Origin of the sequence: Microcoleus sp. CZ3-B2 (genome assembly GCF_036705055.1) — a bacterium.
GTDB lineage: Bacteria > Cyanobacteriota > Cyanobacteriia > Cyanobacteriales > Microcoleaceae > Microcoleus.
Genome location: NZ_JAUBTN010000051.1, coordinates 1 through 23405 on the forward strand (window position 1 = coordinate 1; position 23405 = coordinate 23405).

At 46.1% G+C, this 23405-nt stretch carries 20 protein-coding genes; 11 read left to right on the top strand and 9 right to left on the bottom strand.

Going from position 1 to position 23405, the window contains the following annotated elements:
- Positions 1-269: 269 nt before the first annotated feature.
- The 3 genes from QUA97_RS20395 to QUA97_RS20405 form a co-directional block, all read right to left on the bottom strand.
- On the bottom strand, positions 270-1793 hold the full coding sequence (locus QUA97_RS20395) for an O-antigen ligase family protein (protein ID WP_333195688.1): 1524 nt from the start codon (positions 1791-1793) through the stop codon (positions 270-272).
- Between the two features lie 151 nt (positions 1794-1944).
- Positions 1945-2790, bottom strand: a complete 846-nt coding sequence (locus QUA97_RS20400; RefSeq protein WP_194071257.1) for a YaaW family protein — start codon at positions 2788-2790, stop codon at positions 1945-1947.
- Between the two features lie 128 nt (positions 2791-2918).
- Complete coding sequence (locus tag QUA97_RS20405; protein ID WP_194071258.1) at positions 2919-3119, bottom strand: hypothetical protein; 201 nt, start codon at positions 3117-3119, stop codon at positions 2919-2921.
- A 101-nt stretch (positions 3120-3220) separates the two neighbouring features.
- On the opposite strand from QUA97_RS20405, the gene QUA97_RS20410 reads away from it, so the two are divergent.
- On the top strand, positions 3221-4285 hold the full coding sequence (locus QUA97_RS20410) for an NAD(P)/FAD-dependent oxidoreductase (RefSeq protein WP_194071259.1): 1065 nt from the start codon (positions 3221-3223) through the stop codon (positions 4283-4285).
- 228 nt (positions 4286-4513) lie between these two features.
- Here QUA97_RS20410 and QUA97_RS20415 read toward each other — a convergent pair whose 3' ends face one another.
- From QUA97_RS20415 to QUA97_RS20425, 3 genes are all read right to left on the bottom strand, one after another.
- Positions 4514-5449 (bottom strand): polysaccharide deacetylase family protein, encoded by a 936-nt coding sequence (locus QUA97_RS20415; protein ID WP_194067878.1) that lies wholly within the window; start codon positions 5447-5449, stop codon positions 4514-4516.
- A 940-nt stretch (positions 5450-6389) separates the two neighbouring features.
- The gene (locus QUA97_RS20420) at positions 6390-8015 is read right to left on the bottom strand and encodes a bifunctional pantoate--beta-alanine ligase/(d)CMP kinase (protein ID WP_333195692.1); all 1626 of its coding nucleotides are present in this window, start codon (positions 8013-8015) and stop codon (positions 6390-6392) included.
- Between the two features lie 411 nt (positions 8016-8426).
- Positions 8427-9500 (bottom strand): septal ring lytic transglycosylase RlpA family protein, encoded by a 1074-nt coding sequence (locus tag QUA97_RS20425; protein ID WP_194067881.1) that lies wholly within the window; start codon positions 9498-9500, stop codon positions 8427-8429.
- Positions 9501-10082: 582 nt separating this feature from the next.
- Here QUA97_RS20425 and purM point away from each other — a divergent pair.
- The 9 genes from purM (at position 10083) to QUA97_RS20470 (ending at position 18792) form a co-directional block, all read left to right on the top strand.
- Positions 10083-11111, top strand: coding sequence for a phosphoribosylformylglycinamidine cyclo-ligase (purM, locus tag QUA97_RS20430; RefSeq protein ID WP_194067909.1), 1029 nt, complete (start codon positions 10083-10085; stop codon positions 11109-11111).
- Between the two features lie 1029 nt (positions 11112-12140).
- Positions 12141-12845, top strand: a complete 705-nt coding sequence (locus QUA97_RS20435) for a hypothetical protein (protein WP_194009557.1) — start codon at positions 12141-12143, stop codon at positions 12843-12845.
- An 836-nt stretch (positions 12846-13681) separates the two neighbouring features.
- Positions 13682-14023, top strand: a complete 342-nt coding sequence (locus tag QUA97_RS20440) for a DUF1611 domain-containing protein (RefSeq protein ID WP_333195695.1) — start codon at positions 13682-13684, stop codon at positions 14021-14023.
- Between the two features lie 19 nt (positions 14024-14042).
- Positions 14043-14678: a type I restriction endonuclease gene (locus QUA97_RS20445; RefSeq protein WP_333195697.1), complete on the top strand. Its 636-nt coding sequence runs from the start codon at positions 14043-14045 to the stop codon at positions 14676-14678.
- Positions 14675-15142 (top strand): GNAT family N-acetyltransferase, encoded by a 468-nt coding sequence (locus QUA97_RS20450; protein WP_333195699.1) that lies wholly within the window; start codon positions 14675-14677, stop codon positions 15140-15142. The genes QUA97_RS20445 and QUA97_RS20450 overlap by 4 nt, the downstream gene beginning before the upstream one ends.
- An 891-nt stretch (positions 15143-16033) precedes the next feature.
- The gene (locus QUA97_RS20455) at positions 16034-16321 is read left to right on the top strand and encodes an NfeD family protein (RefSeq protein WP_194067885.1); all 288 of its coding nucleotides are present in this window, start codon (positions 16034-16036) and stop codon (positions 16319-16321) included.
- 94 nt (positions 16322-16415) lie between these two features.
- Positions 16416-16703: an NfeD family protein gene (locus QUA97_RS20460; protein WP_194067886.1), complete on the top strand. Its 288-nt coding sequence runs from the start codon at positions 16416-16418 to the stop codon at positions 16701-16703.
- A gap of 126 nt (positions 16704-16829) precedes the next feature.
- Complete coding sequence (gene glyQ / locus QUA97_RS20465) at positions 16830-17708, top strand: glycine--tRNA ligase subunit alpha (RefSeq protein WP_194067887.1); 879 nt, start codon at positions 16830-16832, stop codon at positions 17706-17708.
- Between the two features lie 316 nt (positions 17709-18024).
- On the top strand, positions 18025-18792 hold the full coding sequence (locus tag QUA97_RS20470) for an ABC transporter ATP-binding protein (protein WP_194067888.1): 768 nt from the start codon (positions 18025-18027) through the stop codon (positions 18790-18792).
- 32 nt (positions 18793-18824) lie between these two features.
- Here the strand turns inward: QUA97_RS20470 and QUA97_RS20475 are convergent, their stop codons facing one another.
- The 3 genes from QUA97_RS20475 to QUA97_RS20485 form a co-directional block, all read right to left on the bottom strand.
- The gene (locus QUA97_RS20475; RefSeq protein WP_194067889.1) at positions 18825-20411 is read right to left on the bottom strand and encodes a DHA2 family efflux MFS transporter permease subunit; all 1587 of its coding nucleotides are present in this window, start codon (positions 20409-20411) and stop codon (positions 18825-18827) included.
- A gap of 85 nt (positions 20412-20496) precedes the next feature.
- On the bottom strand, positions 20497-21780 hold the full coding sequence (locus tag QUA97_RS20480) for an MFS transporter (protein WP_194067890.1): 1284 nt from the start codon (positions 21778-21780) through the stop codon (positions 20497-20499).
- 451 nt (positions 21781-22231) lie between these two features.
- Positions 22232-22744 (bottom strand): DUF2808 domain-containing protein, encoded by a 513-nt coding sequence (locus QUA97_RS20485; RefSeq protein ID WP_194067891.1) that lies wholly within the window; start codon positions 22742-22744, stop codon positions 22232-22234.
- Positions 22745-23089: 345 nt separating this feature from the next.
- Between QUA97_RS20485 and QUA97_RS20490 the strand changes: the two genes are divergently transcribed.
- A complete protein-coding gene (locus QUA97_RS20490) occupies positions 23090-23278 on the top strand; it encodes a hypothetical protein (RefSeq protein WP_194067892.1) in 189 nt (62 codons plus the stop codon).
- Positions 23279-23405: the final 127 nt, after the last annotated feature.

Here is a 23405-nt window from a genome sequence, read left to right on the forward strand (position 1 = left end):
AGTCATTAGTCATTAGTCATTAGTCATTAGTCATTAGTCATTAGTCATTAGTCATTAGTCATTAGTCATTAGTCATTCGTTGGTTGTTGGTTGTTGGCTGTTAAGAGGGCGGGCCCGCACCATCCACCGCCCCTACTGACTGTTGACTGTTATTAGTTACCAATGCCCAACGCCCAATGCCCAATTCCCTGTTTGGCCAATGCCCAATTCCCTGTTTGGCCAATGCCCTATTCCCGATGCCCAATTCCCTATTCCCGATGCCCAATTCCCTATTCCCTCTGGCTGACTCCGCAAATCGCCGCTAACAGCAACCAGCTTATTGTATTGACTCGGAAATCAAACAGCGTCACGTCTACAGTGTTAAACAGCGTACAGGCGGCGAAGGCTAATAAATAACTGAAGAAAATTAGGCGATCGTCCCCTCTTTCTTCTTGACAAAATAGCCGATTTGTGATACTAAAGTTAGAGTTTTGATTGAGCAATAAAGCATTTTCCCCTACTTCCTCTGTTGCTATTTGCTCTTGTTGGATGTCCGCCGCAGAAACAGGCCAATTCATCAACAACAAAACACCTCTAGCCAAAACCCAGCCAACTAAACCCAAAAATAAAAGCGTTGCCGGTATTCCCGTTTCCGCAGTCAGCATCAATATCAAACTGTGAGGATGACCGAGCCATTCGTGCATTTGAGCTTCGTAGAGAGGAGTAAAATTTCGCAGTCCCCAACCAGTCCAAGGACGCTGCTGAGTCATCGACCAAGCAAACTCCCACTGAGTAGTTCTCAAAGTACCAGTAGGCCGATTTGGAAACATCTCATCGGTAAGTCTCGCCCAGAAAAAAGCCGGGATAATTCTTCGTAAATATTGTCGCAGCGGTTCCGGCCCAAACGCCGACAAAAACACTGCACCAACCCCACTAAATACCGCAGCTAATATTTTTTTATAACCCGCATAAAATGCAAAGCTCAAAACTGCTAAAACAGCCAATCCCCACGCATTTCGAGAATTAGTAAAAATCAAAGCAACAGCATTTCCCAGCACAGCCAAACTTAGAAATAGGAATTGGGCATTGGGCATTGGGAATCGCGAATTGGGCATCGCGAATTGGTAATTCTCCCCCTCTCCCCCTCTCCCCCTCTCCCTCTCTCCCCTTCTCCCACTCTCCCACTCTCCCCCTCTCCCTAGCTCTTCCATCCACAATCCGAGTGTTAAAATAAGAGCAATTGTCAGATAGCAAGCTAAAATATTAGCGTACATAAAGACAGAAGCCATGCGGCCGGGGGGATTGCCTTTGGGTTCGAGTACCCAGCCAAAAACAGGCTGCAATAAATCGATGCCACTCCAACCTAAAAATTGCTGTCCCAAACCTAAAATTATTACGGGTACTGCACTAATTGCGATCGTCCAAGACATTTGTCGCAACTGAGCAGGAGTTTGAATTAAACTGCTGAAAATGCCAAAAAATATAAAGTAAGGCCAAAAATTGCACAAGCCTAAAACAGCATCGATGCGGTTGTTAGCAAAAATCGTTGTGATGACTAGCACCGCAAAGAGGATGGCGAATCCTCGGTTCAGCGGGCGGCGGCTAATTTGACGATACTTTTGCTTGAAAGTACCGGCCAATCCTAAGAATATTCCTAAACCTCCCAATATTGGAATTAAGGGAAAAATCAGCATCCCGATTTGAGCGAAATTCCAAGGAATTACCAGGCGGCTGTCTGGATGTTTTTGGAGGCGAGATTTGAGATTTTTTGCTGTCTGTTTAACAGCTAATTTGTACCGATTTTTTATATTCACTCACACTCCAATTCTTCAATTATTCAATCCAAAATATAGCGGTTCTCAAAAAAGTGAGGTATGCCCAATGCCCTATGCCCTATGCCCTATGCCCAATGCCCAATGCCCAATCCCAGATAGTACCTCATATGAGAGTACAGAAAGTCTATAGTTAGGCTAGTTCCCAAGCGCATTCCGATCGCGTTAATCGAATTTGAGCTAAGGCAAAAATGGTCGGGATAATCCGCCCGTAGTTCGTGGAAATCGATCGCCAACCCAAATCCGCCACAAACCAAGTCCACATCACCGGGCCAAGCAGCGAAAACACGCTCCGCGTCGCACCGTAACGAGCAGCACTCACCGCCATCCCGCGCCGCGCCGCCTGAATTGCGACATAATTTTGAAACTGGGTGGCTGCGGTTGCAGTCCCTGCAAGCACTCCTTGTCTGGCCATTTGATAGGTGGCAAAATGCAGCGCAAATTGATTGGCCATCAGTTTGAGCAACATGGGTTTTAAGATAGAACTCACAGCTAAAGCGCTGCCACCTTTGAACAGCAAACCCAGCGGGTCTTTTTCTGCAGAAATTGGCAGGGGTTGGGAGAGTTTAGAATCAACAATTGCTCGCTGTACGCGCAGTGTTAGCGCTTGCTGTTCGTCGGCGGGTAAGCGCTTCCAAGCGCGGCCCATTAAATGCAGAAATACTTCGGCTTCTAAGTCGGTGGTTGACAACTGTTTGGGATAAGGGATTTTGAGATAGCGACAAACTTGAATTAGTGCTTGTCTGTAGGTTACTTGTTCGGTGCGCCCTCTGAGTACCGTCACCCCGTCGGCTGCAAGATACCGAAACCGCTGTTCTACGGCGTCTAGCCATGCTTCGCGATCGCGGCTTTGTACGTCTGTGGGTGCGGGGGTTTGCACGTAATCTAAGGGGTTAAACTTGCGGCTGAACAAGAGTTCTGTTAGTTGCTGCAATTCTTCTTCTGTTGTCAATTCTAATGCTGCTCTGAGTTCGTCCAAGATTTTGCCCTCCGCTAGGGTTATTTTAGATTTTAGATTTTAGATTTTAGATTTTCCCGAGTAGCGGGCTGTGGAATTTGCCGCTATATTTTTTTAAACTAATCTTACCTGTGCATTCGTGCTGTCCCCTATTCTACTACGTGCTGCAGGGCGATGGCGTTGGGCTTGCAACCCGTGCTGCGGCTCTCAGGGTTTGGCCGCAAACTGAAATACTGCACAGAAACTTCCCCCGCAGCTTTAAACTGATAACTATTGACTGTTGAGTATTGACTGTTGAGTGTTGACTGTTGAGTGTTGACTGTTGACCACTGACCACTGACTACTGACAACTGACAACTGACAACTGACAACTGACAACTGACAACTGACAACTGACAACTGACAACTGACAACTGACAACTGACCACTGACCACTGACTAATGACTAACTATGTTCGATGTTGTGGCGATCGGTGCGGGGATGGCGGGGCTGATTTGCGCTCGGCAGTTGCGCCTCGCTGGCTATTCTGTGGCGGTTGTTGAGAAATCTCGCGGCCCCGGCGGACGAGTCGCTACTCGCCGCGTACAGGGCGCTAGGGCAGATCACGGGGCTCGCTATCTGGAGCCGCAGGGAGAGGCGGTGCAGGCGTTAATTGATGTTTTGGTCGATCGACAGATCCTGAAACTCTGGACGGATAGTGTGGCAGAATTCCGACAAGGAGAAATATCTGCTATTCCCTGTTCTTGTTATGTCGCACCTGCTGGGATGAATACTGTCGGTAAGTATATCGCAGAGGGTTTAGATATTTGGTACGGCCGCCGAGTCAAGGCTATTGCTCGTACTGACAATCAAATGTGGCGTCTTTCTCTGGAAGTTACGGACGACAATTTAGAGATACCTCAAGAATTGATTGCTAAGGCTGTGGTTGTAGCAATTCCTGCTCCTCAAGCTTTAATGTTTTTGGATTCGGAAATCGGTTTGTCGCCTGATTTTATTGACAAATTGCGTTCTGTGGAGTACGACCCTTGCATTACAGTTATGGCTGGCTATCCTGCAGCACGAAATTCAGAGTTGAGCAATCTCAATCCGCAGTGGAAATCTGTTTCTTTTCCCGATGATTCTGATTTAGCTTGGGTTGGCCTCGACAGCAGCAAGCGACTCGATCCGCCGCAGCCTGTGTTTGTGGTTCACAGCAGCGCCAATTTCGCGGAACGCCATCTAGAATCTACCGATTTGCCAACCGTTGGTCAAGAATTGCTCGATCGCACTTCTGAATATTTAATGCCTTGGCTGAATCAGCCGGAATGGTTGCAGGTTCACCGCTGGCGCTATGCTTTTTGTCGAAATCCTTTGCCTGTTTCTTGTTTGCCGGCGGCTGGGACTTTACCGCTGGTTTGTGCGGGGGATTTGTGCGGCGAAGGTCAAATTGAAGCTGCTTTGCGATCGGGAGTGGCGGCGGCTGCTTGGATAAATTCTCAGTTACAGAATTTGCCGTTAGATGCAAGCTTTCAATAGGTGATTAACACCGAAATTAAGGTGCGGCTGGGAAGGAAATTAAAGTTAAGCTTGATGTTAGGTTGGGTTCTGCAGTCATAGCTGGTACGCCATCGAACTGATGCTTTGTTACAGCATAGCGATTGTCGATCGATTTGTGGGGCGCAAGATAGGTATCCTTGTGAAAAATCGATCGTACTACTTAAAAAAGAATGGGAAAATGGCGCTTAATTCCACTCTCCCAATTTTTTATTTCTTTGCTGTTTTTTCCTGTTTTAACTCTTCTTCTTGCATCTGCAATAACTCAGGAACCGTTACAAATTTGTACCCTTCTTTTCTCAATCTAGCAATAATATTCGGCAAAGCTTGTACCGTCTTCGAGCGATTGCCTCCCCCGTCGTGCATCAACACAATGCCGCCGGAATTTGCTTGCCGAAACACGTTGTCCATCAACGATTGCGTAGCACTCCGCCAATCTAAAGAATCGGCCGACCACAGGACAACTGTATATTTTTTCTTCTGTGCGTAAGCTGCTAACCCATTGTTTAAAATGCCTCCCGGCGGGCGGAAAAGCGATGTTTTTACCCCGGTTAATTCTGCAATTAACGATGACGTGCGATCGATCTCCCGAGCTGCACCGTCTTCGTTATACTTAATGTATTGGTGGTTCCAACTGTGGTTGCCGATCGCGTGACCTGCAGCCACTACTTGTTTGCCAAGTTCGGGATAAGTGTGCAGATACCTTCCTACCCAAAAGAATGTAGCTTTAATATTGTTTTTCTTGAGAATATCTAGGATTTGTGTAGTTGTTGTCGGCCAGGGGCCGTCGTCAAATGTCAGGGCGATCGCTTTGTGCCGCGAGTCGAGTTTCGCCTGACGGATTGTTACACCTTTCAACTCGGAGGGCAGGCTTGATTGAAAGCGCTTTTCCTCCAAAGAGGCGATCGCCTTTTGGGAAAATTCAACTCGACTGGCGATCGCCCCTTTGATTCCATTAACATTGGCGATCGGCTTTTGTTCTGAGGGTTCGGATACCGCCAACACTTGCGACTGCATCGGTGTCACTGGCCCAGTGGCCCGCAAGTTCATTGGCAACGTCACGCCCAGTAAAAAACTGGCGGCCGCGGCCGTAAAAGCAACGATTAAATTTTTGCGCCGCCTCAACAGCCGTTTCAATTTTGTCACGTCATTCTCTCCTTCGCACCTTGCACAGTTAATTTGAGATTTTATGTCTATGTCCTAGTAATCCACTTAAGAGAATTATCTTAAATCGGATTGCGTCTAAAAATGCTAATACTGCAAATAACTGATCGCGCAGAACTCCGACAGGATAAAAAAATTTAAGACTTATGTACAAAAAACCGCCTAACCGATGAAAATCGGCAAAATTTCAACAGGATTTACGCTCTTAAACCGGGTTTATTTGAAAAATCTGGGTTTCTCAACTAAAAAACTAAATCTAAACCCGGTTTAAGAGTCCTCATGCTTAATATCGTCTCCGATTGACGGTTGACAGCGATAAGATTCGATCGCGCCTGTCCCGTTTAGTACGCTTTCGTAGTGCCGACTTAAGTCCGCACTAGGAACCGCTTTTTTTATGGTAATCTGACCCGACATCAAATAAGGATCGAAAACTTAATAACTTAAACATCTGCCACACTTCTCTCTCTCCAGAAGCTCAGGGCTAAAGAGAGGCAGAGCCTCGCCTATCTGCATTACCAGGCTCTTCCTGGTAACGAGCCAATCGCTTAAGTTATTAAATTTTCATTCCTAAGCACAATTACTAGGGTGCGTCAGACACGAAAGCCGAAATTATATCGATCGTTGCACCTGACGCACCCTACAAGTTGATTTCAAGGTGACACTAGCATTCTGGACTGTCTTCGTTATATTCTGGGGGACTCACGAGGCGGACTCTTCTCTTTTCCTGACGCTACAAGTTGATTCAACTTCAAATATTGCACCTATAGCGGTTCTCAAGCGTGGTGAGGTATGCCCACGGAAGCCTTGCCCAATGCCCTATGCGCTGCGCGGGCCAATGCCCTATGCGCTGCGCGGGCCAATGCCCTATGCCCTATGCCCTATACCGGATAGTACCTCATATGAGAGATTGAAAGGCTATATATCAATCAAAGTCTTTTTGTGGGTGGGGGCCGATTCTCTGTTTGTACAAGCCGACAATCCGATCGATCACTTCGTCAGCAGTCAGATTGTCTGTTTGAATTTCCACAGCATCGGCAGCTTTTCGCAAAGGTGCAACCTCCCTGGTGCTGTCCTTTTCGTCCCGCAGGGCGATGTCTTGTTCCAACTGCGCCAAACTAATATTAGCCCGATCGCTCTCTTTAAGTTGTAACAGTCGCCGGCGCGATCGCTCTTGTACCGAAGCCGTCAAAAAAATCTTCAACTCCGCATCGGGAAACACATTAGTGCCGATATCCCTGCCTTCTGCCACAATTCCGCCTTTTTTGCCACAGCGCCGCTGTTCCTCCACCAGAAACTGCCGCACGGCGGGAATCGCTGCCATTTCTGAGACGCGGGATGTCACTTCCAAACTGCGAATTGCTTCGGTTACGTCTTCCCCGTTAATCTTTAGTGTCAAAGCTCCGGGATCGAGGTTGTATTCTAAATAGCTGTAACTGACTAATTCGGCGATCGCGCATTCGTCAGAAATCGGCGTCCCCGTTTTCAAAGCCAGCCAAGTCAGCGCCCGATACATCGCCCCGGTATCCAGATAAAACAGCGAGAGAGCTTTTGCTGCTTGGCGAGTTACGGTGGATTTGCCAGCGCCCGCCGGGCCGTCGATCGCCACAATCGGCCGCCGGTTCAGCAGAATTATATTGTCAATCAACCGAGTAGAGCCTACTCTGGCTGCTACGGCTAAAAGTCCTGCTGTTTCCACAACCTGCAACGGCGCGAGAGTTTCGGGATCGACAAGTTCGGCGTATTCGAGCTTGACAGCAGGCTCTCTGGCGACTTCGGCGCGCGCTGCAGCAAGTGCGGCGGTGGCAGTGCGGTCGCCTGAAGCAAAAGTTTTTGAGGCTTGTTGCAGGGCGCGGTAGAGGGCGCAGGCTTGCTGTTTTTGCTCTGCTGTTAAATACTGATTGCGGGAACTCATCGCCAGTCCCGACTCTTCGCGGGCGATCGGGCAACCAACAATCTCTACAGGCAAGTTAAAATCAACAGCCAGTTGGCGGAGAATTGCTAGCTGCTGAGCATCTTTCTGACCGAAATAAGCTTTTGTCGGTTGCACTAAAGTCAAAAGTTTAGTCACAATTGTCGCGACGCCCTGAAAATGACCAGGCCGAACTAGGCCGCACAATACTGATGTCATCGCCGGCGGCGGTACTACTTGAGTTAAGGATGAAAGCTGAATTTGTGTTTGGGCGGTTTTGTGTGTTTCTGCACGCGCGGCGAAGCTATCCCGTAGGGAATTGACCCCTGAGTTGCCGAACATTTCCGTTGCTGGGGGAGCAAAAATGGCATCAACCCCAGCTTCCGAACACAGCAATCGGTCTTGCTCCAAATTCCGGGGATAATCTTGAAAATCTTCTCTCGGCCCAAATTGCAGCGGGTTGACAAAAATGCTCACCACGACGATCGCATTTTCTTGTCTTGCTCGCTGGATCAAGCTCAGATGTCCTCGGTGCAAAGCTCCCATCGTCGGAACTAAACCGACTGTCAAATGAGGTGCAGCAGATTTTTGTGAATTTAAGTAGCAGCGAAGTGCTGCAATCGCAGTAAACAGGCGCACCGTTATATTCTCCTGAAGGCCTTTGACAGAAGCCAGATTTGTTGACTCAGAATTTGTTCCATCTGATATCTTGCACCGATGTTAGCAACAAGTTTGCCCCGCCCGATCGCGCGATTTTGGCCGCGAGAGCCAGATATTAGTGTCGATCGGATATCTGACATCACTATACCTCTGGCATTCATTCACAAGTTATCTGAAATTATCTGCGTCAATCAGTGTTGATCTACCTGAAATCTGCGGTTGAAAGATCGAGGACTTATGCAATCCAAGTCTATTCTCGATCGGCTTTTGATGAACGGACTCTCATGGGGGCTCCACAAGAAAATTAATTCTTTGTGCAGCAGGCCAGAAACCCTTTGCGAGGCAGAATGCTGCAATATCTGGCCTTTTATTGTACTGTCTGTCTACCGTTTACTGTCCCACAGTTGTTGGCTGCTGCGGTTCCATTACTTCGATTTCCACTCTCGCCACACCGCTGCCGATCATTCCTAGGACGCTGGCGGCACCTGCGGACAAGTCAATCAGCCGATCGCCCACATAGGGGCCGCGGTCATTAATGCGGACGACTACGGTGCGGCCGTTGTCGAGATTTCGCACCATCACTCTAGTTCCGAAGGGCAAGTTGCGGTGGGCTGCGGTTAAATCATTTTGGTTGAAACGCTCGCCGCTGGCGCTGAGGTTGCCGTTAAAGCCCGGGCCGTACCAGGAAGCCCAGCCGTTGAGCCGCACTTGAACGGGGCCCACAGATAGCAGGGGGCGTTCTGGTTGGGGTTGGCCTGCGACTGCTGCCAGGGGTGGAGCGTTCCCCAGCAGTCGGCGGAGGCGATTGGTTACTTGCAGCGCGTCTCGACTAAAGTCGCTGGTGCTGTCGGGGAGGATGGTTTCGGCGTTGATGTTTACCAAGTCCTCGCCGTTTGCCTGGATCAGGTAGCGGTCTCGTTCTTCCCACTTCACTGTAATGCTGTTGGGATCGATGTTGTTGCGGGCTAGCTGGTTGAGTCTTGCTGCTAAGCTCGATGCCCGCGACACAGGATCTGCTTGGACGCTGATTGCGTTGCTGGCGATGTTTCCTACTTTGGGATTGTCTTTTTGGTCTGCTATTTTTAACTGACTGCGAGCATCGGCTTGGCTGTCGCCTGTTTCTCCGATTTTGGCATTTTTTTCCGGACTGGCGTTGAGAAAGGTGATGACTGGAATGTTTCGCACGTAGACTGTCGCTGCTTGTCGCCCACCTAAGTCGTGGGACTGAATTTTGGCGATCGAGTCTCGGTTAATCTCAGCTCTTGCTTGATACTGATACTGTCCGACTTTTTGTGCTTCGACCCGCTTCGCGTTTAACTGCGGGGACGGTTGGGTGGCAATTACTTGCTGGGACTGAGAGTTTTGCTTGACGGCATCTGTTGCTTGTGCGTGACAAGAAGAGGCCGTTCCTACGACAGGAACTAACAGGACAGCGAGTAGACCACCAACAAATTTTTCCTTCATACGTCCATTTTTGTGAAGAGCCATTGCCAAGCGAGATTGGAGGATTTGCCAAGATGCGATCGGGCGCTACAGATTTTTCTGTTTGCCCTTCGCGATTCCTCCTAGAGTCACAGCAGAGTATCGGGCTGCTTTGAGTGCTTTTATGCTTCTGCCCCAAAAATTTTGGTCGAAACTTTCCCGATACTTGACAACTCATACTCGATCCGCAATTTGTGTTTTGGTAACGAACTGCAACAGACTACCACAAACTTTTGCGCTTGGGGATCGCTCACAGCACGAAATTTACCAAAAATTGAGGGTATTTTCACAAATTTCTGTCTCAGATAATGCTTTGATTCCAGTGTTTGCAGACGTTTTCGCAATTCCTGAAAACTTTACAAAACTTTACAAAAATTCACCGGATTTTATTGCTGCGTACTAGACCTCTCCCATAATTATTCTGGAAGAGGCTTTTCGAGCCTGTTTCAGACAGGCCTTTGGAGGAAGGGTCTAATGCTTGGCCTGAAAAAAGCTGTTTGTCCACTGTTAAGCGTTAACCGTTATGGGCATACACTAAAACTTAGAAATCGATTTGGCGGATTTATGGATTATCGAGAAGCAGGTGTGGATGTTGAGGCGGGCAGAGCTTTTGTCTCGCGCATCAAAAATACGGTCAAAAGCACCCACAGAGCGGGAGTTTTGGGCGGATTCGGCGGATTTAGCGGGTTTTTCAGCGTCCCGGAGGGTTTAAAAGAGCCGGTGATGGTTTCGGGCACTGACGGCGTTGGGACTAAGTTGAAGTTGGCCAGCGAGCTCTCGCGCCACGACACGGTAGGTATCGACTTGGTGGCGATGTGCGTCAACGACGTGCTGACATCCGGGGCGGAACCCCTCTTTTTTCTCGATTATTTAGCCACGGGAAAGTTAAATTCTGAACAATTAGCTGCTGTGGTGACAGGGATTGCTGAGGGTTGCAAGCAAGCAGGCTGTGCTTTGCTCGGAGGTGAAACCGCAGAAATGCCCGGTTTTTATCAAGCGGGTGAGTACGATTTGGCTGGTTTTTGTGTGGGAATTGTCGAAAAAAGCAAGTTGCTTGATGGTTCGCAGGTGCGGGTGGGAGATGTGGCTGTGGGGCTCGCTAGTTCTGGTGTCCACAGCAACGGTTTTAGTTTGGTAAGGAAAATTGCGGGCGTGAGGGGTTTTGATTGGCATTCCCAACCCTCTGAGTTGGGCGGCCAAAGTTTGGGAGAGGTTCTTCTCACTCCGACTGCGATTTATGTTAAGCCTGTCCTCGCAGCCATTAACAGCGGTTTAAAAATTCACGGGATGGCTCACATTACTGGTGGCGGTTTGCCGGAAAATTTGCCCCGCTGTTTGGGCGCAAATCAATCTGTGAAAATTGACATTGATAGCTGGCCGAGTTTGCCGATTTTTGACTGGATTGCTGAAGCTGGGCAAGTTGCGATCGCAGATATGTTCAATACTTTTAATATGGGTGTTGGGTTTGTCCTGTTGGTCGATCGCGCTGAAGTCGCAGCCACCGTTCAATGGTTTGAGTCTCAGGAAATTGCTGCTTGGGCGATCGGCGAAGTTATTGACGGAAATGGGGAATTGGTAATCAACGCAGATTAATTTTAGTTGAAGAAATTAAAAAAAATCGCCTTTTTTTTTTCGGCTTAATGCTTGACTTTGAGTAATCGATGAGGTATTATTAGATAATGGGAGTGGTGAGATTTTGAAAATTCAACTCACCACTCCCATTATCTAAAATATACCACAAGAATTCTGGAAAAGTCAATAGGTAATACCTCTTTTTTAAGCCAATTTTTTTCACAAAATTTTAGGAAAGTTGGTTTATTTTACAAGATAAATTTTTGTCCGATGAAGCGATCGCAGATTTCAGGCAGATTAACACTGATTGACGCAAATAATTTTGAATCGATCGCATCAATGCAATTGCAGTCTAATATCAATTCCGGTTGCACTCATAAGTAAGTCGGTGGGGAAAAACACAACTTTGTTAAGAAAGATAAATGAGGCTAAAACCTTAATCCCTCCTGCATTCTGTCTCCTGACTCCTGCCTCATCCCAACTACAAATATTTACGCCTTTCTACTTACATGATGTTAACAGTCAACAGTGAATTTACTATTCCGATGAAGAGAGGATTTGATATAATTTATCCAGTGGCTAAAAAACCAGTGCAAGTCCGCCTTAAATTGTGCAGAGACTTTGCTCGCTGGGCGAGAAACAAATAATCTCAAAATCCAGAAGCTTTCTGCTAGTTTTTATGAATTGCATATTTAACCTGTCCTACCGTAAATCAGCAACGCCAGGAAATATAAACTCGATCTGCAAAAAACTGCCAGAAGTACGTGGCCAATTTACTCGACAATTAAAATGGCTCAACGCTTGTGAATGTTGCCTTCATTTTTTATCCCAAAAATTAGTATTGAAGGCTTGCTTAAACTCAAAATTCTAAGCTGTGTCAGTCTAAACTTAACGCAGCTTCGTCGCCAGCTTTAGACTCTGGGGAGGCTGTTCCTCGATATCTACCTCCCCAGGCAGATCCGGGGAATGAGAAAAAATGAAATAAAATTTTTAAAATATTTATGTAGTTTTGTTACAATAGGCAAAACCTAATATTTTAAACCACACTGGATGACCTTTTTCAACGTCTCCGAACCCCTAATCCGCAGCAAACAGGAACATCTCGACGTACAAGACCGATCGGGCTTGTTGCAACTAAACTGGCAAATTGGAAATATTACTCTTTTCTCAGGATTTTATACCCGGATTGACCAAACTTTTCTGCTTTGGGGTTTGGTGACGGCGGGGATTTTTTTCACGGCTCAATTTGTGCCGCTTAGTTGGAGCTTTCAGGCGATTCTGTGGTCAACACTGACGATTATTGGCACTGCTGGGATGGCTGTGTTAACTTTGTTTTGGGTAAAAGTCGAGCGAGTTAGCTGGATTCTGTATTGTTGGGCGATGCTGATGATAACTGGTTTGGTGCTGACGGATTGCAGTATTTTTCTGGGTTGGGGTGGTTTGTTGCTGCACCTGTGCGATTTGTGGTTGGGGTTGAGCGCGATCGGCTATTTTTGTACTGGACTCGGTTTGCGATCGCGCACTTTTATCGCGATCGGATTAGCTCATCTATTTGCGATCGGATTATTGCCTTTTGTCGCACCTTGGCAATATCTAACCACAGGCATAATTATGGCCGGTTGTTTGCTGTTATTGTCTGAATTGCAGTGGGATATGCGATCGCCGATCGACAATACTTTGCTAAGCGAAGAACAGAAAGAATTTAACCGAATTCAACATCAACTGCGACAAATAAGCTCCACAGTCAACAAATAGGTCAAAAACAAACCACTTACTTTTCTTCGACTTTTAGCAAAATGTGCATGAGACATAAACAATAATTATTGTGGGTAGGCATATATCTTGCCTTTGATTCGCTGTTCTGGCAAAGTCTAATAGCTGCAAATTGTAAAGTTTTTTGTACGACCGCTAACATTTTTCCAAAATCGTACAGAATAGAACGATACAGCATAAATAAACAACCAACTTTAGCCAGAACAGGTGTTTTTCTGTTTGACCTATAAATCGCCAACCATAGGAGAACGGTGTCCGGGAAGCGACTGGCGAACAATGCTGTAACTGCGGCGATAAAAGTTAATTCTGGTTGACCTTCGTGGTTAAAACAAAAAAAGTGGTGCAGGGTTTTTACCGTTTCCCCTGCTTTGCAATCTCCGAGGAGAGGCTAAACCCTCTACTAGAACAGTCTGAGGAGATTGGCACAGAATTTGACAATTGGTCAGGCGGATTTTTGAGTCAGGCTGTTTAATAAAATTTAGAAAATGATCGCTTAGCAGCCTAGCAGGACTTACAATTAAATAAGTCCTGCTTTATCATAGGTTCGCAGTCAGGACTTTAGTCCGCTCTCTTGAATTTATACCATTTATAAAAAATGTTGCAACAATAAAATTGTTGGGCGGAGTGAAACGGAGGGTTGTTTTGTTCACCCAATGTGTAAGGTGCGTCGCTATTAGATTGTCACTCTTTTTGAAAAATTTTCGATGTATCCACACCTACATATACTGTTGCATTAATTTGGAAGATTGGTATTACTTGCTTAGCTTTTTACCTGTTAATGTAGCGCGCGCTGCAGGGCACTTTGCCTAACTATAATTATGCCACAATATACCGTAGCCCGCCCCGGCATCGACATGGCAATCCACGACTGGCTGGGCAAAAAAGCAGGCTTGCCGCATCACCCGCAGGTATTGATTCCGAGTTTGTTGAAAGTGGTTGAATTGTACGAAATGGTGGCTGCGGCGGCGGGTGCTTTTGTCGGGGCAAAAGTGAGCGCGATCGCCCTTAAAACTCATCGCTTAAATGAGGCAGATGCGCTGTTAGCAATAGCTGAAATTCAAGCAGAAACGGGATTATCTTGTACCGATCCGGTGCGGTTTGGCGCGGAGGTGTTGCTGGGGGCGATCGACAATCGATCTGCTACAATCAGTTACAACTAGCTAAGATCTACAGAAAATTATGACACAAAGCATTCAAGCAAAAGCACTGACACTCGGTGATGTCCAAACAAAATTTAATCTACAATTGTCTGAAGACGAGCAATTTTTCAGAGAATGGATTGATGATTTGCCAGAAATCACAGACGCAGAAAAGCGATCGCTCGACAAGGTAAAAGCAGGCTATATCAATAGTACCTCATACCCTTTTCTAGAAGATACTGTAAAAATGGTGGTACTAGCTCCTTTGCTATTTGTAGCAGATTTTTTCCTAACTCCCTTTCACATAGAATGTGAAAAATCTGTTGAACTGATTGTCGAAGATGAAGATATAATTGTTAGGGGCAGCATAGATGTCCTATTATTGCTGCAATCTTTTTGGGTTGTGGCTATCGAAGCCAAGCGATCCCAATATTCCGTTGAAGCTGGACTTCCTCAATTGCTATTTTATATGCTGAATGACCCAAATTCAGAACAACCAACGTTTGGGCTTCTGACTAATGGCAGCAGTTTCCGATTCATTAAAGTGACTAAACAAGATACACCGCAGTATGCTTTATCTAAGTTGTTTGATCTTCAGAATCCCGGCAACGAACTTTACGAAGTTTTTCGCATTTTTAAACGAATCGCTGCTGTAGTTTCCAGCTATAACTCATGATTGCAAGTTCTGTTTACTTACCCCACAAATGCACAATCCGACCAGCGTTGAAACAAGATATCAAATCAATTAGAAGGTTGGTGTGGAGCGCTAAACTCGATCCTACTCAGTTGCGCTGGGAGCAATTCTGGGTCATCGAATGTGAGGGAAAGTTGGCTGCTTGCGGACAGTTGCGGAACTTTTCCGGCGCGCAAGAATTGGGTAGTTTGGTGGTGGCGAAGGATTGGCGCGATCGCAGTTTGGGCACCTATCTCACACAATATTTAATTCAACAGGCTACGGAACCGCTATATTTAGAATGTTTGGGAAAGCGACTCGCAGCATTTTACAGTCGCTTTGGCTTCGTAGCAGTTTCTGTGCAAGATTTGCCGCAGTCCTTGAAATTCAAGTTTGGTTTGTCTCAGTTAGCTAAATTTTTATTCAGAATTCCTGTAACTATTATGCAGTATCGAGAAGGTTCTTGATAATTATGACTTTTATGAATTTAAGATGCTGAATTTATGAATTGACTTTAAGTTTGACTTGTTGAATAATTGCGATTGCAGGGTGCGATCGAGCTGCGCGGATCGAAAACTCCTAGGGCTTCGTGATGTCTGCGTCAGTCTCAGCGTGCATTTTTGATGCCTGAGTACGCAAAATCGGTTCGATCGTTCGGACTTGGGTATTCATCAGACGAGAGAGGAGTTGGGCCCTGACTAGAAACCTATAACGGTATTTTATCGGCGATGGTGTGAGTCGCGCACTAGATATGTACGGATGTTCCGGATTGGTCGATCGACATTGCGTAAACTTAGAATTCACCGCCTGCAGTAGTCCACTTTGCTAAATTGGCACAGCCACAAGCCAGAGAATTAGCCTCAAACCATCGATCAATCGTTGTTTTACCGTTGCTTACTGTCCTGTGCCAGTACCAGAGACGGAAAGTGTCAGACCGATCGCACCACATACCTTCGACTTTTTATAAATTAGTAAGTGTAAAGCAAGCGAGTCACAACCGATTCAAAAAATCCTCAAATCAAAAAAGAAAACATCTTCACAGCAGCAGTAATGCGGAATCAGCCAAGCGCTAATGTAGCTAACAACATCTACCAGTGAGACAAATCCCAGCAACTAAGCGACAGCTAAATCCTTAATTCAATACCTTGGAATTACTCAATTTAGACTCCCCGCAACCGTCGCTCAAATCCCCAAAAAAATCAAAAAGTTTTTGTTTTTGCTCCGGATGGAAGCACCACAGACAAGAACAATGAAATATCTAGGCCATTAATCAATCTTAACCAGGAAATGCAGCCTCTCAAATAGCAGAAATAAACAATTACACATCCATATATTTTAACACAACAGGAGTAAATATCATGTTCAACGTACTAAAAGCTTTCGGCTCAATCTTTTCTACTCAAGGATACAACACCGCCAACAATATGTTAATCAAAAATTACGTCAACACCAATTTTCACTACTTCAACGAAGAAGCCGTGGTCGATGAATCGATTTACCCGAATCAAACAGGTCGCGTCCGCTTTCAAGGTAGCTGGTGGCCCGCACGGTGCGATCGCCAAATCACCCTCACACCGGGAGATACCGTTTATGTCATCGGCGTTGACAGCATCACTCTGTTAGTTTCCCTCGCTCCCGCCGACTAAATCACAGCATCGAAAATCAGGAAATGCAGCCTTTTAAATAGCAGAAACAGCATCTAAAAATTTCCTATATTTTAACACAAAAGGAGTCCGTAAAATGTTCAATTTAGCAAAAGCTTTCGGTTCTATTTTTTCTGTCCACACCTACAGCACAGCAAATAATATGTTAATCGACAACTACATCAATACCAACTTTCACTACTTCAATGAAGAAGCAATCGTCGATGAATCGATTTATCCGAATCAAACAGGTCGCGTCCGCTTTCAAGGTAGCTGGTGGCCCGCACGGTGCGATCGCCAAATCACCCTCACACCAGGAGACACCGTTTATGTCATCGGCGTTGACAACATCACCCTATTAGTTTCCCTCACTCCCGCAGACTAAATCACAACTCGATTCAAACGACCTAACTTTTTACACCTCACATAACTTTGGCAGGGTTTATTTGCATAAACCCTGCCTTTTTTATGCTTAAATAAGTTGAGATACATACTAGCCCTATTTAAACCAGTGAACTTTCAATCAATCATTGCCACCTTAAATCAATTCTGGAGCGATCGAGGCTGTCTGATCGCCCAATCCTACGACACAGAAAAAGGTGCAGGAACCATGAATCCCCACACCTTCCTCAGAGCAATTGGCCCGGAACCTTGGTCAGTCGCCTATGTCGAACCCTGTCGCCGCCCCACCGACGGACGCTACGGCGAAAATCCCAACCGCTTCCAACATTACTATCAATATCAAGTCCTGATTAAACCATCTCCTCCCAACATTCAAGAAGTTTATTTAGACTCCCTCAGAGCATTAGGAATTCGCCCGGAAGACCACGACATTCGCTTTGTAGAAGACAACTGGGAATCGCCCACCCTCGGAGCTTGGGGTGTGGGCTGGGAAGTCTGGCTCGACGGCATGGAAATCACCCAATTTACCTACTTTCAACAGTGCGGTAGCATAGATTGTCGCCCGGTATCTATTGAAATTACCTACGGGCTAGAACGCCTCGCGATGTATCTCCAAGAAGTTGATGCCATGACCAAGATTCAGTGGAAAGATGGCGTAACTTACGGCGACGTTTACCTACAAGGAGAAATAGAACAGTGTACTTATAACTTTGAAGCTTCTAATCCTGAATTGTTGTTTACTTTGTTTGGATTGTACGAGCAAGAAGCCGAACAACTGACAAAAAAAGGATTGGTTTTGCCCAGTCTTGATTATGTGTTAAAATGTTCTCACACTTTCAATTTACTCGATGCGAGAGGCGTGATTTCGGTAACGGAAAGAACTCGCTACATTACCAAGATTCGGAATTTGGCGCGACGGGTTGCTCAGCTTTATTTGGAACAGCGCGAACAGTTGGGTTTTCCATTGGAAAAAACAGTAAAAGTTTGAGAAGGAAGAGCGGCACGACACGGATGCGGACACGGATACACGGATGAATTTATTAGATAGATTTCTGACTTCTTAAAGAAGTTGGAAATCTGGCTATTATTTTTCCGATCTTCTTCCTGATTCTGACTTCGTGTGGGAGCATCTCATATTTGTAAAAATACTTCTTTTGACTCCTTCTTTCTTCCTCTTTCCTCTTTCCTCCTGTCTCCTACCTCCATTTTTTAGCTTGGCTGCTTTCATTGAGATGCTCCCCTTCGTGTCCTTTGCGTCTTCGCGGTTCAATAAAACTAATTATTCCCTATTTTAAATAAATTAAATGCTTAATTATTCACCAAATAATACAGAAACAATTCCTCAATTGCGCGTTGATGATGTAAGTTTGAAAACACCGATCGCCTCTAGCTACTTATTAGACAATATCTCGTTTGATGTGCACTCTGGCGATCGCGTCGCAATTGTCGGCCCTTCGGGGGCTGGGAAAACAACGCTGTTGCGGTTGTTAAACCGACTCAGCAGCCCCACCAGCGGCTCGATTTATCTGGAAAATCGGGATTACCGACAAATACCTGCGATCGAACTTCGGCGACAAATCACCCTAATTTTGCAAGAATCTAAGCTTTTGGGGATGTCGGTGCGGGAGGCGTTGGCTTATCCTTTGAAGTTGCGGGGCGTGACTCCATCAAACATTGCACAGAGAATTAGCGGGGTTATTGAACAACTTCATATCCCCCAAGAATGGCTCGATCGCACCGAATTGCAGCTTTCCACAGGCCAAAAACAGTTAGTGGCGATCGCCCGCGGCATCATTTTGGAACCCAAAATCTTGCTTTTAGACGAACCAACATCCGCCCTAGACGCAGGAAAAGCCGCTCACATTTTGCAAGTATTGACACAGCTAACTAACAATCAAACCACAATTTTAATGGTCAATCACCAATTAGAATTAGCCGAACAGTTTAGCACGCGAGTCCTGCATTTACAGCGCGGAAAACTCCTCGAAGATTCCCCATCTCATCAAATAAATTGGGTGGAACTGCGGCAAAATTTAATCCAAGCAGAAGCAGAAGCAGAACAAGAATGGTGAACATTTGTAGGGTGCGCCGAGGCGCTATATAATCAATGAGCGCCCCCTCCACCACCCGCACCCGGTTTCACCTTTTTAAAACCCAAAATAGCAATCCCGCTTACCAGCAATGCAATTCCCACAAAATAAAAACAATCATTAAAAGCCATCACATAAGCTTCCCGGCGCACAATATTATCAATTGCCTGAATTGCCCGATCTTTCGCCACGCTCAAATCAGCACCGCGACTCACAAAATACTGAGTCATTTGATTAATTCTTTCCTGCGTTGCGGGATTATACAAAGAAACAGATTCCCCCAATCGATTAGAGTGAAATTGCTGCCGCTGCGTCACCAAAGTTGCTAGCGCCGCAATCCCCATCGAACCTCCCATATTTCGCATCATATTAAACAAACCAGAAGCCGAACCAGCCTCGTGTTTCTCCATACCAGCCGTGGCAATAGTTGACAGCGGCACCATAATTAAAGGCTGTCCCAATGCTCGCACTAATTGCGACCAACGCAACTGATCGATACCCGTATCGTGACTCATGTTGGCATTCATAAAACAACTCACCGCAAACAAACTCACACCTGTAGCAATCATCACCCGTATATCAATTCGCTGCATCAATTTCGGCACGATTGGCACGATGAATAATTGCGGTACGCCAGCCCACATAATTACCTCGCCAATTTGCATGGCATTGTATTGCTGAATCTGACTTAAATACAGGGGCAGAATGAACACCGAACCGTACAATCCTACCCCCAATGAAATATTTACAATAGTTGCCAAGCCGAAATTGCGGCGAGTCAGCAATCGCAGGTTGATAAACGGGTTTTTTCGAGTTAGTTCAATCCAGAAAAAAGCGCTGAGGAATATGGCAGAGATTATGGTTAAACGCAAAACAAAATCAGAACTAAACCAGTCTTTGCGGCTGCCTTCTTCTAACACGACTTGCAGGGAACCTAAGCCGATCGCCATTGAGGCAATTCCCCACCAGTCGCCGCCTTTGAGCAGTTCTAGCCGCATCGGTGTCGGGGCGACGGCATACCACACAGCACTTAGCAGCATCAGCCCCGGAACCAAGTTCAAATAAAAGACATATTCCCAGCCGTAATTCTCCGTCAGCCAACCTCCCAATGTCGGCCCGATGGATGGTGCAAAAGTAGCTGTCAGGGCAAACATCGCCATCCCTATCGGCTGCTTTTTGGGCGGTAAATTTGTCAGCAAAAACGCAAAAGACATCGGAATCAAAATGCCGCCCGTAAACCCCTGCAGCGCTCGAAATACAATCATTGAACTCAAATTCCACGCCCAAGCGCAGCACATGGAAAAGAATACAAAAAAACTTGCATTTACCAAGATGTAGCGGCGAACAGAGAACACCTGCGACAGCCATCCCGTAATCGGAATAACGACTATTTCGGCGACTAGATAGGAGGTGGAAATCCAAGAACCTTCTTCTAAAGTTGCGCCTAAAGCTGCTTGGATATCTCTGAGGGATGCGTTGGTGATTTGGATGTCTAAAACTGCCATGAAAGCGCCGAGAATTGTTCCCATCACGCCGATCCAGGTTTTTAAGGGAACGCGATCGTCGCTTTGCTGTTGGGGAATTGCACTGGTATTTGCCATTGGTTGCACCTCTGGTGTAATTTTTTACCGCAGATGAACGCAGATCGACGCAGGTGGATCTAGTTAGATATTTACCGTTGCGTTTTTATGTTTGATCGGCGCTAGGAATTAAACCCATTTTTTGATAAAGTGGTCGGACTAAGTGTTTTAAAGCGGGCAACTGTTTGCTGAAAACTACCGCTGCTAAAATACAAATTATACCGCCAAGTATGACTGTGTTGGGAGAGCCGATATAATTGGCCAATCCGCCGGCTACTAAATTGCCAAATGGTGTGACTCCAAAAAATGCCATTGTGTAGATGCTCATGACTCTGCCGCGTTTGTCGTCTTCTACAATTGTTTGCAAGAATGTGTTTCCTGCTGCAAATTGGATGATGAAACCCCACCCCACGAATAACATCATGATTAATGACAGCCACAAGACGCGGGATAAACCAAAACCGATCAGTCCAAATCCCATGACGGCGGGGGAAATAGCAATTAATTTGCCGATACCGACGACACTTTTTCGTCCAATTAAATAAATCGCGCCTGAAAATGCTCCGACTCCAGAAGCTGCCATCAAAAAGCCGAGGGTTTCTGCGTCGCCGTGGAGTATTTTTGTAGCAAAAATTGGGACTAATATTGTGTGTGACATTCCGGCGAAGCTGACTAATGATAATAAGATGAGAATTGCTCTAATCGGCGGAAAGCCGAAGGCGTAAACAAATCCTTCTTTTAATCTTTGTAAGGGTTTTGTATTAGTTGCGGCAATTTGGCGCGGCTTGATTTTCATCGCTAATAAGCCTGCAATTACGGCGATGTAGCTGAGTCCGTCAATCAGGAAACAATAACTAGAGCCGATTGTTGCTATCAGCAAACCTGCAATTGCTGGCCCGATCAATCTGGCTCCGTTGAACATGGAAGCGTTGAGGGCGATCGCATTTGCTAAGTCTTCTTTTTTGTCTACGATTTCGGGCACGAAAGCTTGTCGTGCTGGTGCGTCAAACGCATTAATTGCCCCTTGAAAGAAACTCAATACCAGGATTTGCCAGATGTTCACGACTCCTGTTAGCGCTAAAAATGCTAGGGCTAAGGATTGAACCATTGCTAATACTTGAGTGGCAATTATGACTCTGTGCCGGTTCCAGCGATCGATGAAAACTCCTGCAAAAGGCAGTAAAATTAATGTGGGAATTTGACTGGTAAATCCCACTAAGCCCAGCATCCAAGGTGAATCGCTCAAATGGTAGACAAGCCAAATAGTAGCGACTTGGGTCATCCAATTGCCAATGAGTGAGATGCCTTGTCCTGCAAAAAACAGGCGATAATTTCGAGATTTGAGGGCCGGAGGAAGTTTTATGGATTTGATTTTTGCTTGTAGATTCATGTATGAGTACGGATCGAGCAATCCTATTTGATTGGTAAATATTTTGTAGCTAGCGCCCTTGGGCTATTGATTTCCACAATCGCCTAAAAACCTTTGTATTTATTGTTTATAGCGGAGTCTCCCTCCGCCTCGCATCCCCCAATCGAATGGGGAATTTAACTGTGTTGTTGACTCCTTCTTAAGGTATAGAGGATGCTCGTTGATTTGGGAGTCCGATCGCCCAAAAATAATACTTTTGACGTATTTGTGGACATTTGAGTATTCAGGATTTATGCACTCCCATCACAGAAACCGGGTTTTTTGGGGAATTTGCGGGCTGTTACCGCGTATTTTTCGACAAAAAGCCCGGTTTCTGGGCGATCGCGGGTTGCTCAGAAACCGGGTTTTTTGGGGAATTTGCGGGCTGTTACCGCGTATTTTGTCGAAACAAACTCGGTTTCTGCCCTTTTCCTCACTCAATGCTTAACAGCCAAGTCCCCAGGTAACGCATCAATGGAACGTCCCCTGGGGTGCGGATGCGGAGGTTGAAATTGTACATCCCGCCGGGACTTGGGTTCTGGACGTTGGAGAGCACAACTTCAACGTTGCTACCTGCTGGAATTGGTTCTGCGGGATAAATTTCTATGAATCGATTTTCTTTGTCCCAGATTACTTCTTGCAATTGTATTGTTTTGTCTTTGACGCGCACTTTAATATCTTTTTGGTCGAATTCGCCTTTGTAGTAGTCTGGATAGGATATGTTCAGTTGGGCGATCGCCAAACTTACTTTTTTGGAAGGAATTCGCAGCCGGTATCTGTCACCGTTCATCCCTGCTTTGCCGTAATCCAAGCGATAGTTTAATTGGTTGGCGCGCTCGGGGCCGCCGAAAATTGTGAATCCCGGCATTCCTTGGGCTAAACTGATGGCGGGTAAGCCTGTCAGCAAACAACCTGTAACTGCTAGTGCTGAAAATAATCGTCTCATAATCGCTCCTCTGACCAAAATTAGAATGGAACCTTAAATATTTACTGCGGGCAATTTGCAATGAATGCCTTTAATATAGCGATTGTTTTGGCAATTTGATGAGTGCGATCGCCCGAATTCAATCAATTTTTTTTTGCGTAATACTGACAACAGACATTTACACTACAGAATTAGGCAGCGTTATATTGTACCATACTCGGCTGCAAATTGAATAGTTTAACGAAATTGAATCTATAAGACAAGTTAAAGAAGCGAGTGTATTTTTGGCGATCGGCTTTACTATCAACGTGAGAAGCCAGCAGAATAGATTTCCACCGCCACCGGGCCAGCAATTGAAATCGCTTCTTGTCAAACGATGTCCGCGACTCGGCTTCCCTCGCCGAACACCTCTGCGGACTGGGAAATTTGAATTTCCACCTGCGTCTGCAGGTTTTGTCTGACTTTCTGCTGGCGGTTTCAACCGCCCTGTCTCGTCCAGACGCGGTTGAAACCGCCATGTATGCGTGCGGTTTTAACCGCCCTGTCTATGTCTAGAGTAAAGGAGAGTTAGTCAGGAACTCAGGGCTAAAGCCGCTGAGCTTGTAAGAAATTACAAGCTATTCTGACGGGCCTAAGTCTTAACTGACTACGTTATTCAGGTCACGACACCGGGCGAATGCGA

Coding starts and splice junctions, on each gene's coding strand:
- QUA97_RS20410 (WP_194071259.1), top strand. CDS start 3,221: ATGTTCGATGTTGTGGCGATCGGTGCGGGGATGGCGGGGCTGATTTGC.
- QUA97_RS20425 (WP_194067881.1), bottom strand. CDS start 9,500: ATGAAGGAAAAATTTGTTGGTGGTCTACTCGCTGTCCTGTTAGTTCCT.
- purM (WP_194067909.1), top strand. CDS start 10,083: ATGGATTATCGAGAAGCAGGTGTGGATGTTGAGGCGGGCAGAGCTTTT.
- QUA97_RS20435 (WP_194009557.1), top strand. CDS start 12,141: ATGACCTTTTTCAACGTCTCCGAACCCCTAATCCGCAGCAAACAGGAA.
- QUA97_RS20440 (WP_333195695.1), top strand. CDS start 13,682: ATGCCACAATATACCGTAGCCCGCCCCGGCATCGACATGGCAATCCAC.
- QUA97_RS20445 (WP_333195697.1), top strand. CDS start 14,043: ATGACACAAAGCATTCAAGCAAAAGCACTGACACTCGGTGATGTCCAA.
- QUA97_RS20450 (WP_333195699.1), top strand. CDS start 14,675: ATGATTGCAAGTTCTGTTTACTTACCCCACAAATGCACAATCCGACCA.
- QUA97_RS20455 (WP_194067885.1), top strand. CDS start 16,034: ATGTTCAACGTACTAAAAGCTTTCGGCTCAATCTTTTCTACTCAAGGA.
- QUA97_RS20460 (WP_194067886.1), top strand. CDS start 16,416: ATGTTCAATTTAGCAAAAGCTTTCGGTTCTATTTTTTCTGTCCACACC.
- QUA97_RS20470 (WP_194067888.1), top strand. CDS start 18,025: ATGCTTAATTATTCACCAAATAATACAGAAACAATTCCTCAATTGCGC.
- QUA97_RS20475 (WP_194067889.1), bottom strand. CDS start 20,411: ATGGCAAATACCAGTGCAATTCCCCAACAGCAAAGCGACGATCGCGTT.
- QUA97_RS20480 (WP_194067890.1), bottom strand. CDS start 21,780: ATGAATCTACAAGCAAAAATCAAATCCATAAAACTTCCTCCGGCCCTC.
- QUA97_RS20485 (WP_194067891.1), bottom strand. CDS start 22,744: ATGAGACGATTATTTTCAGCACTAGCAGTTACAGGTTGTTTGCTGACA.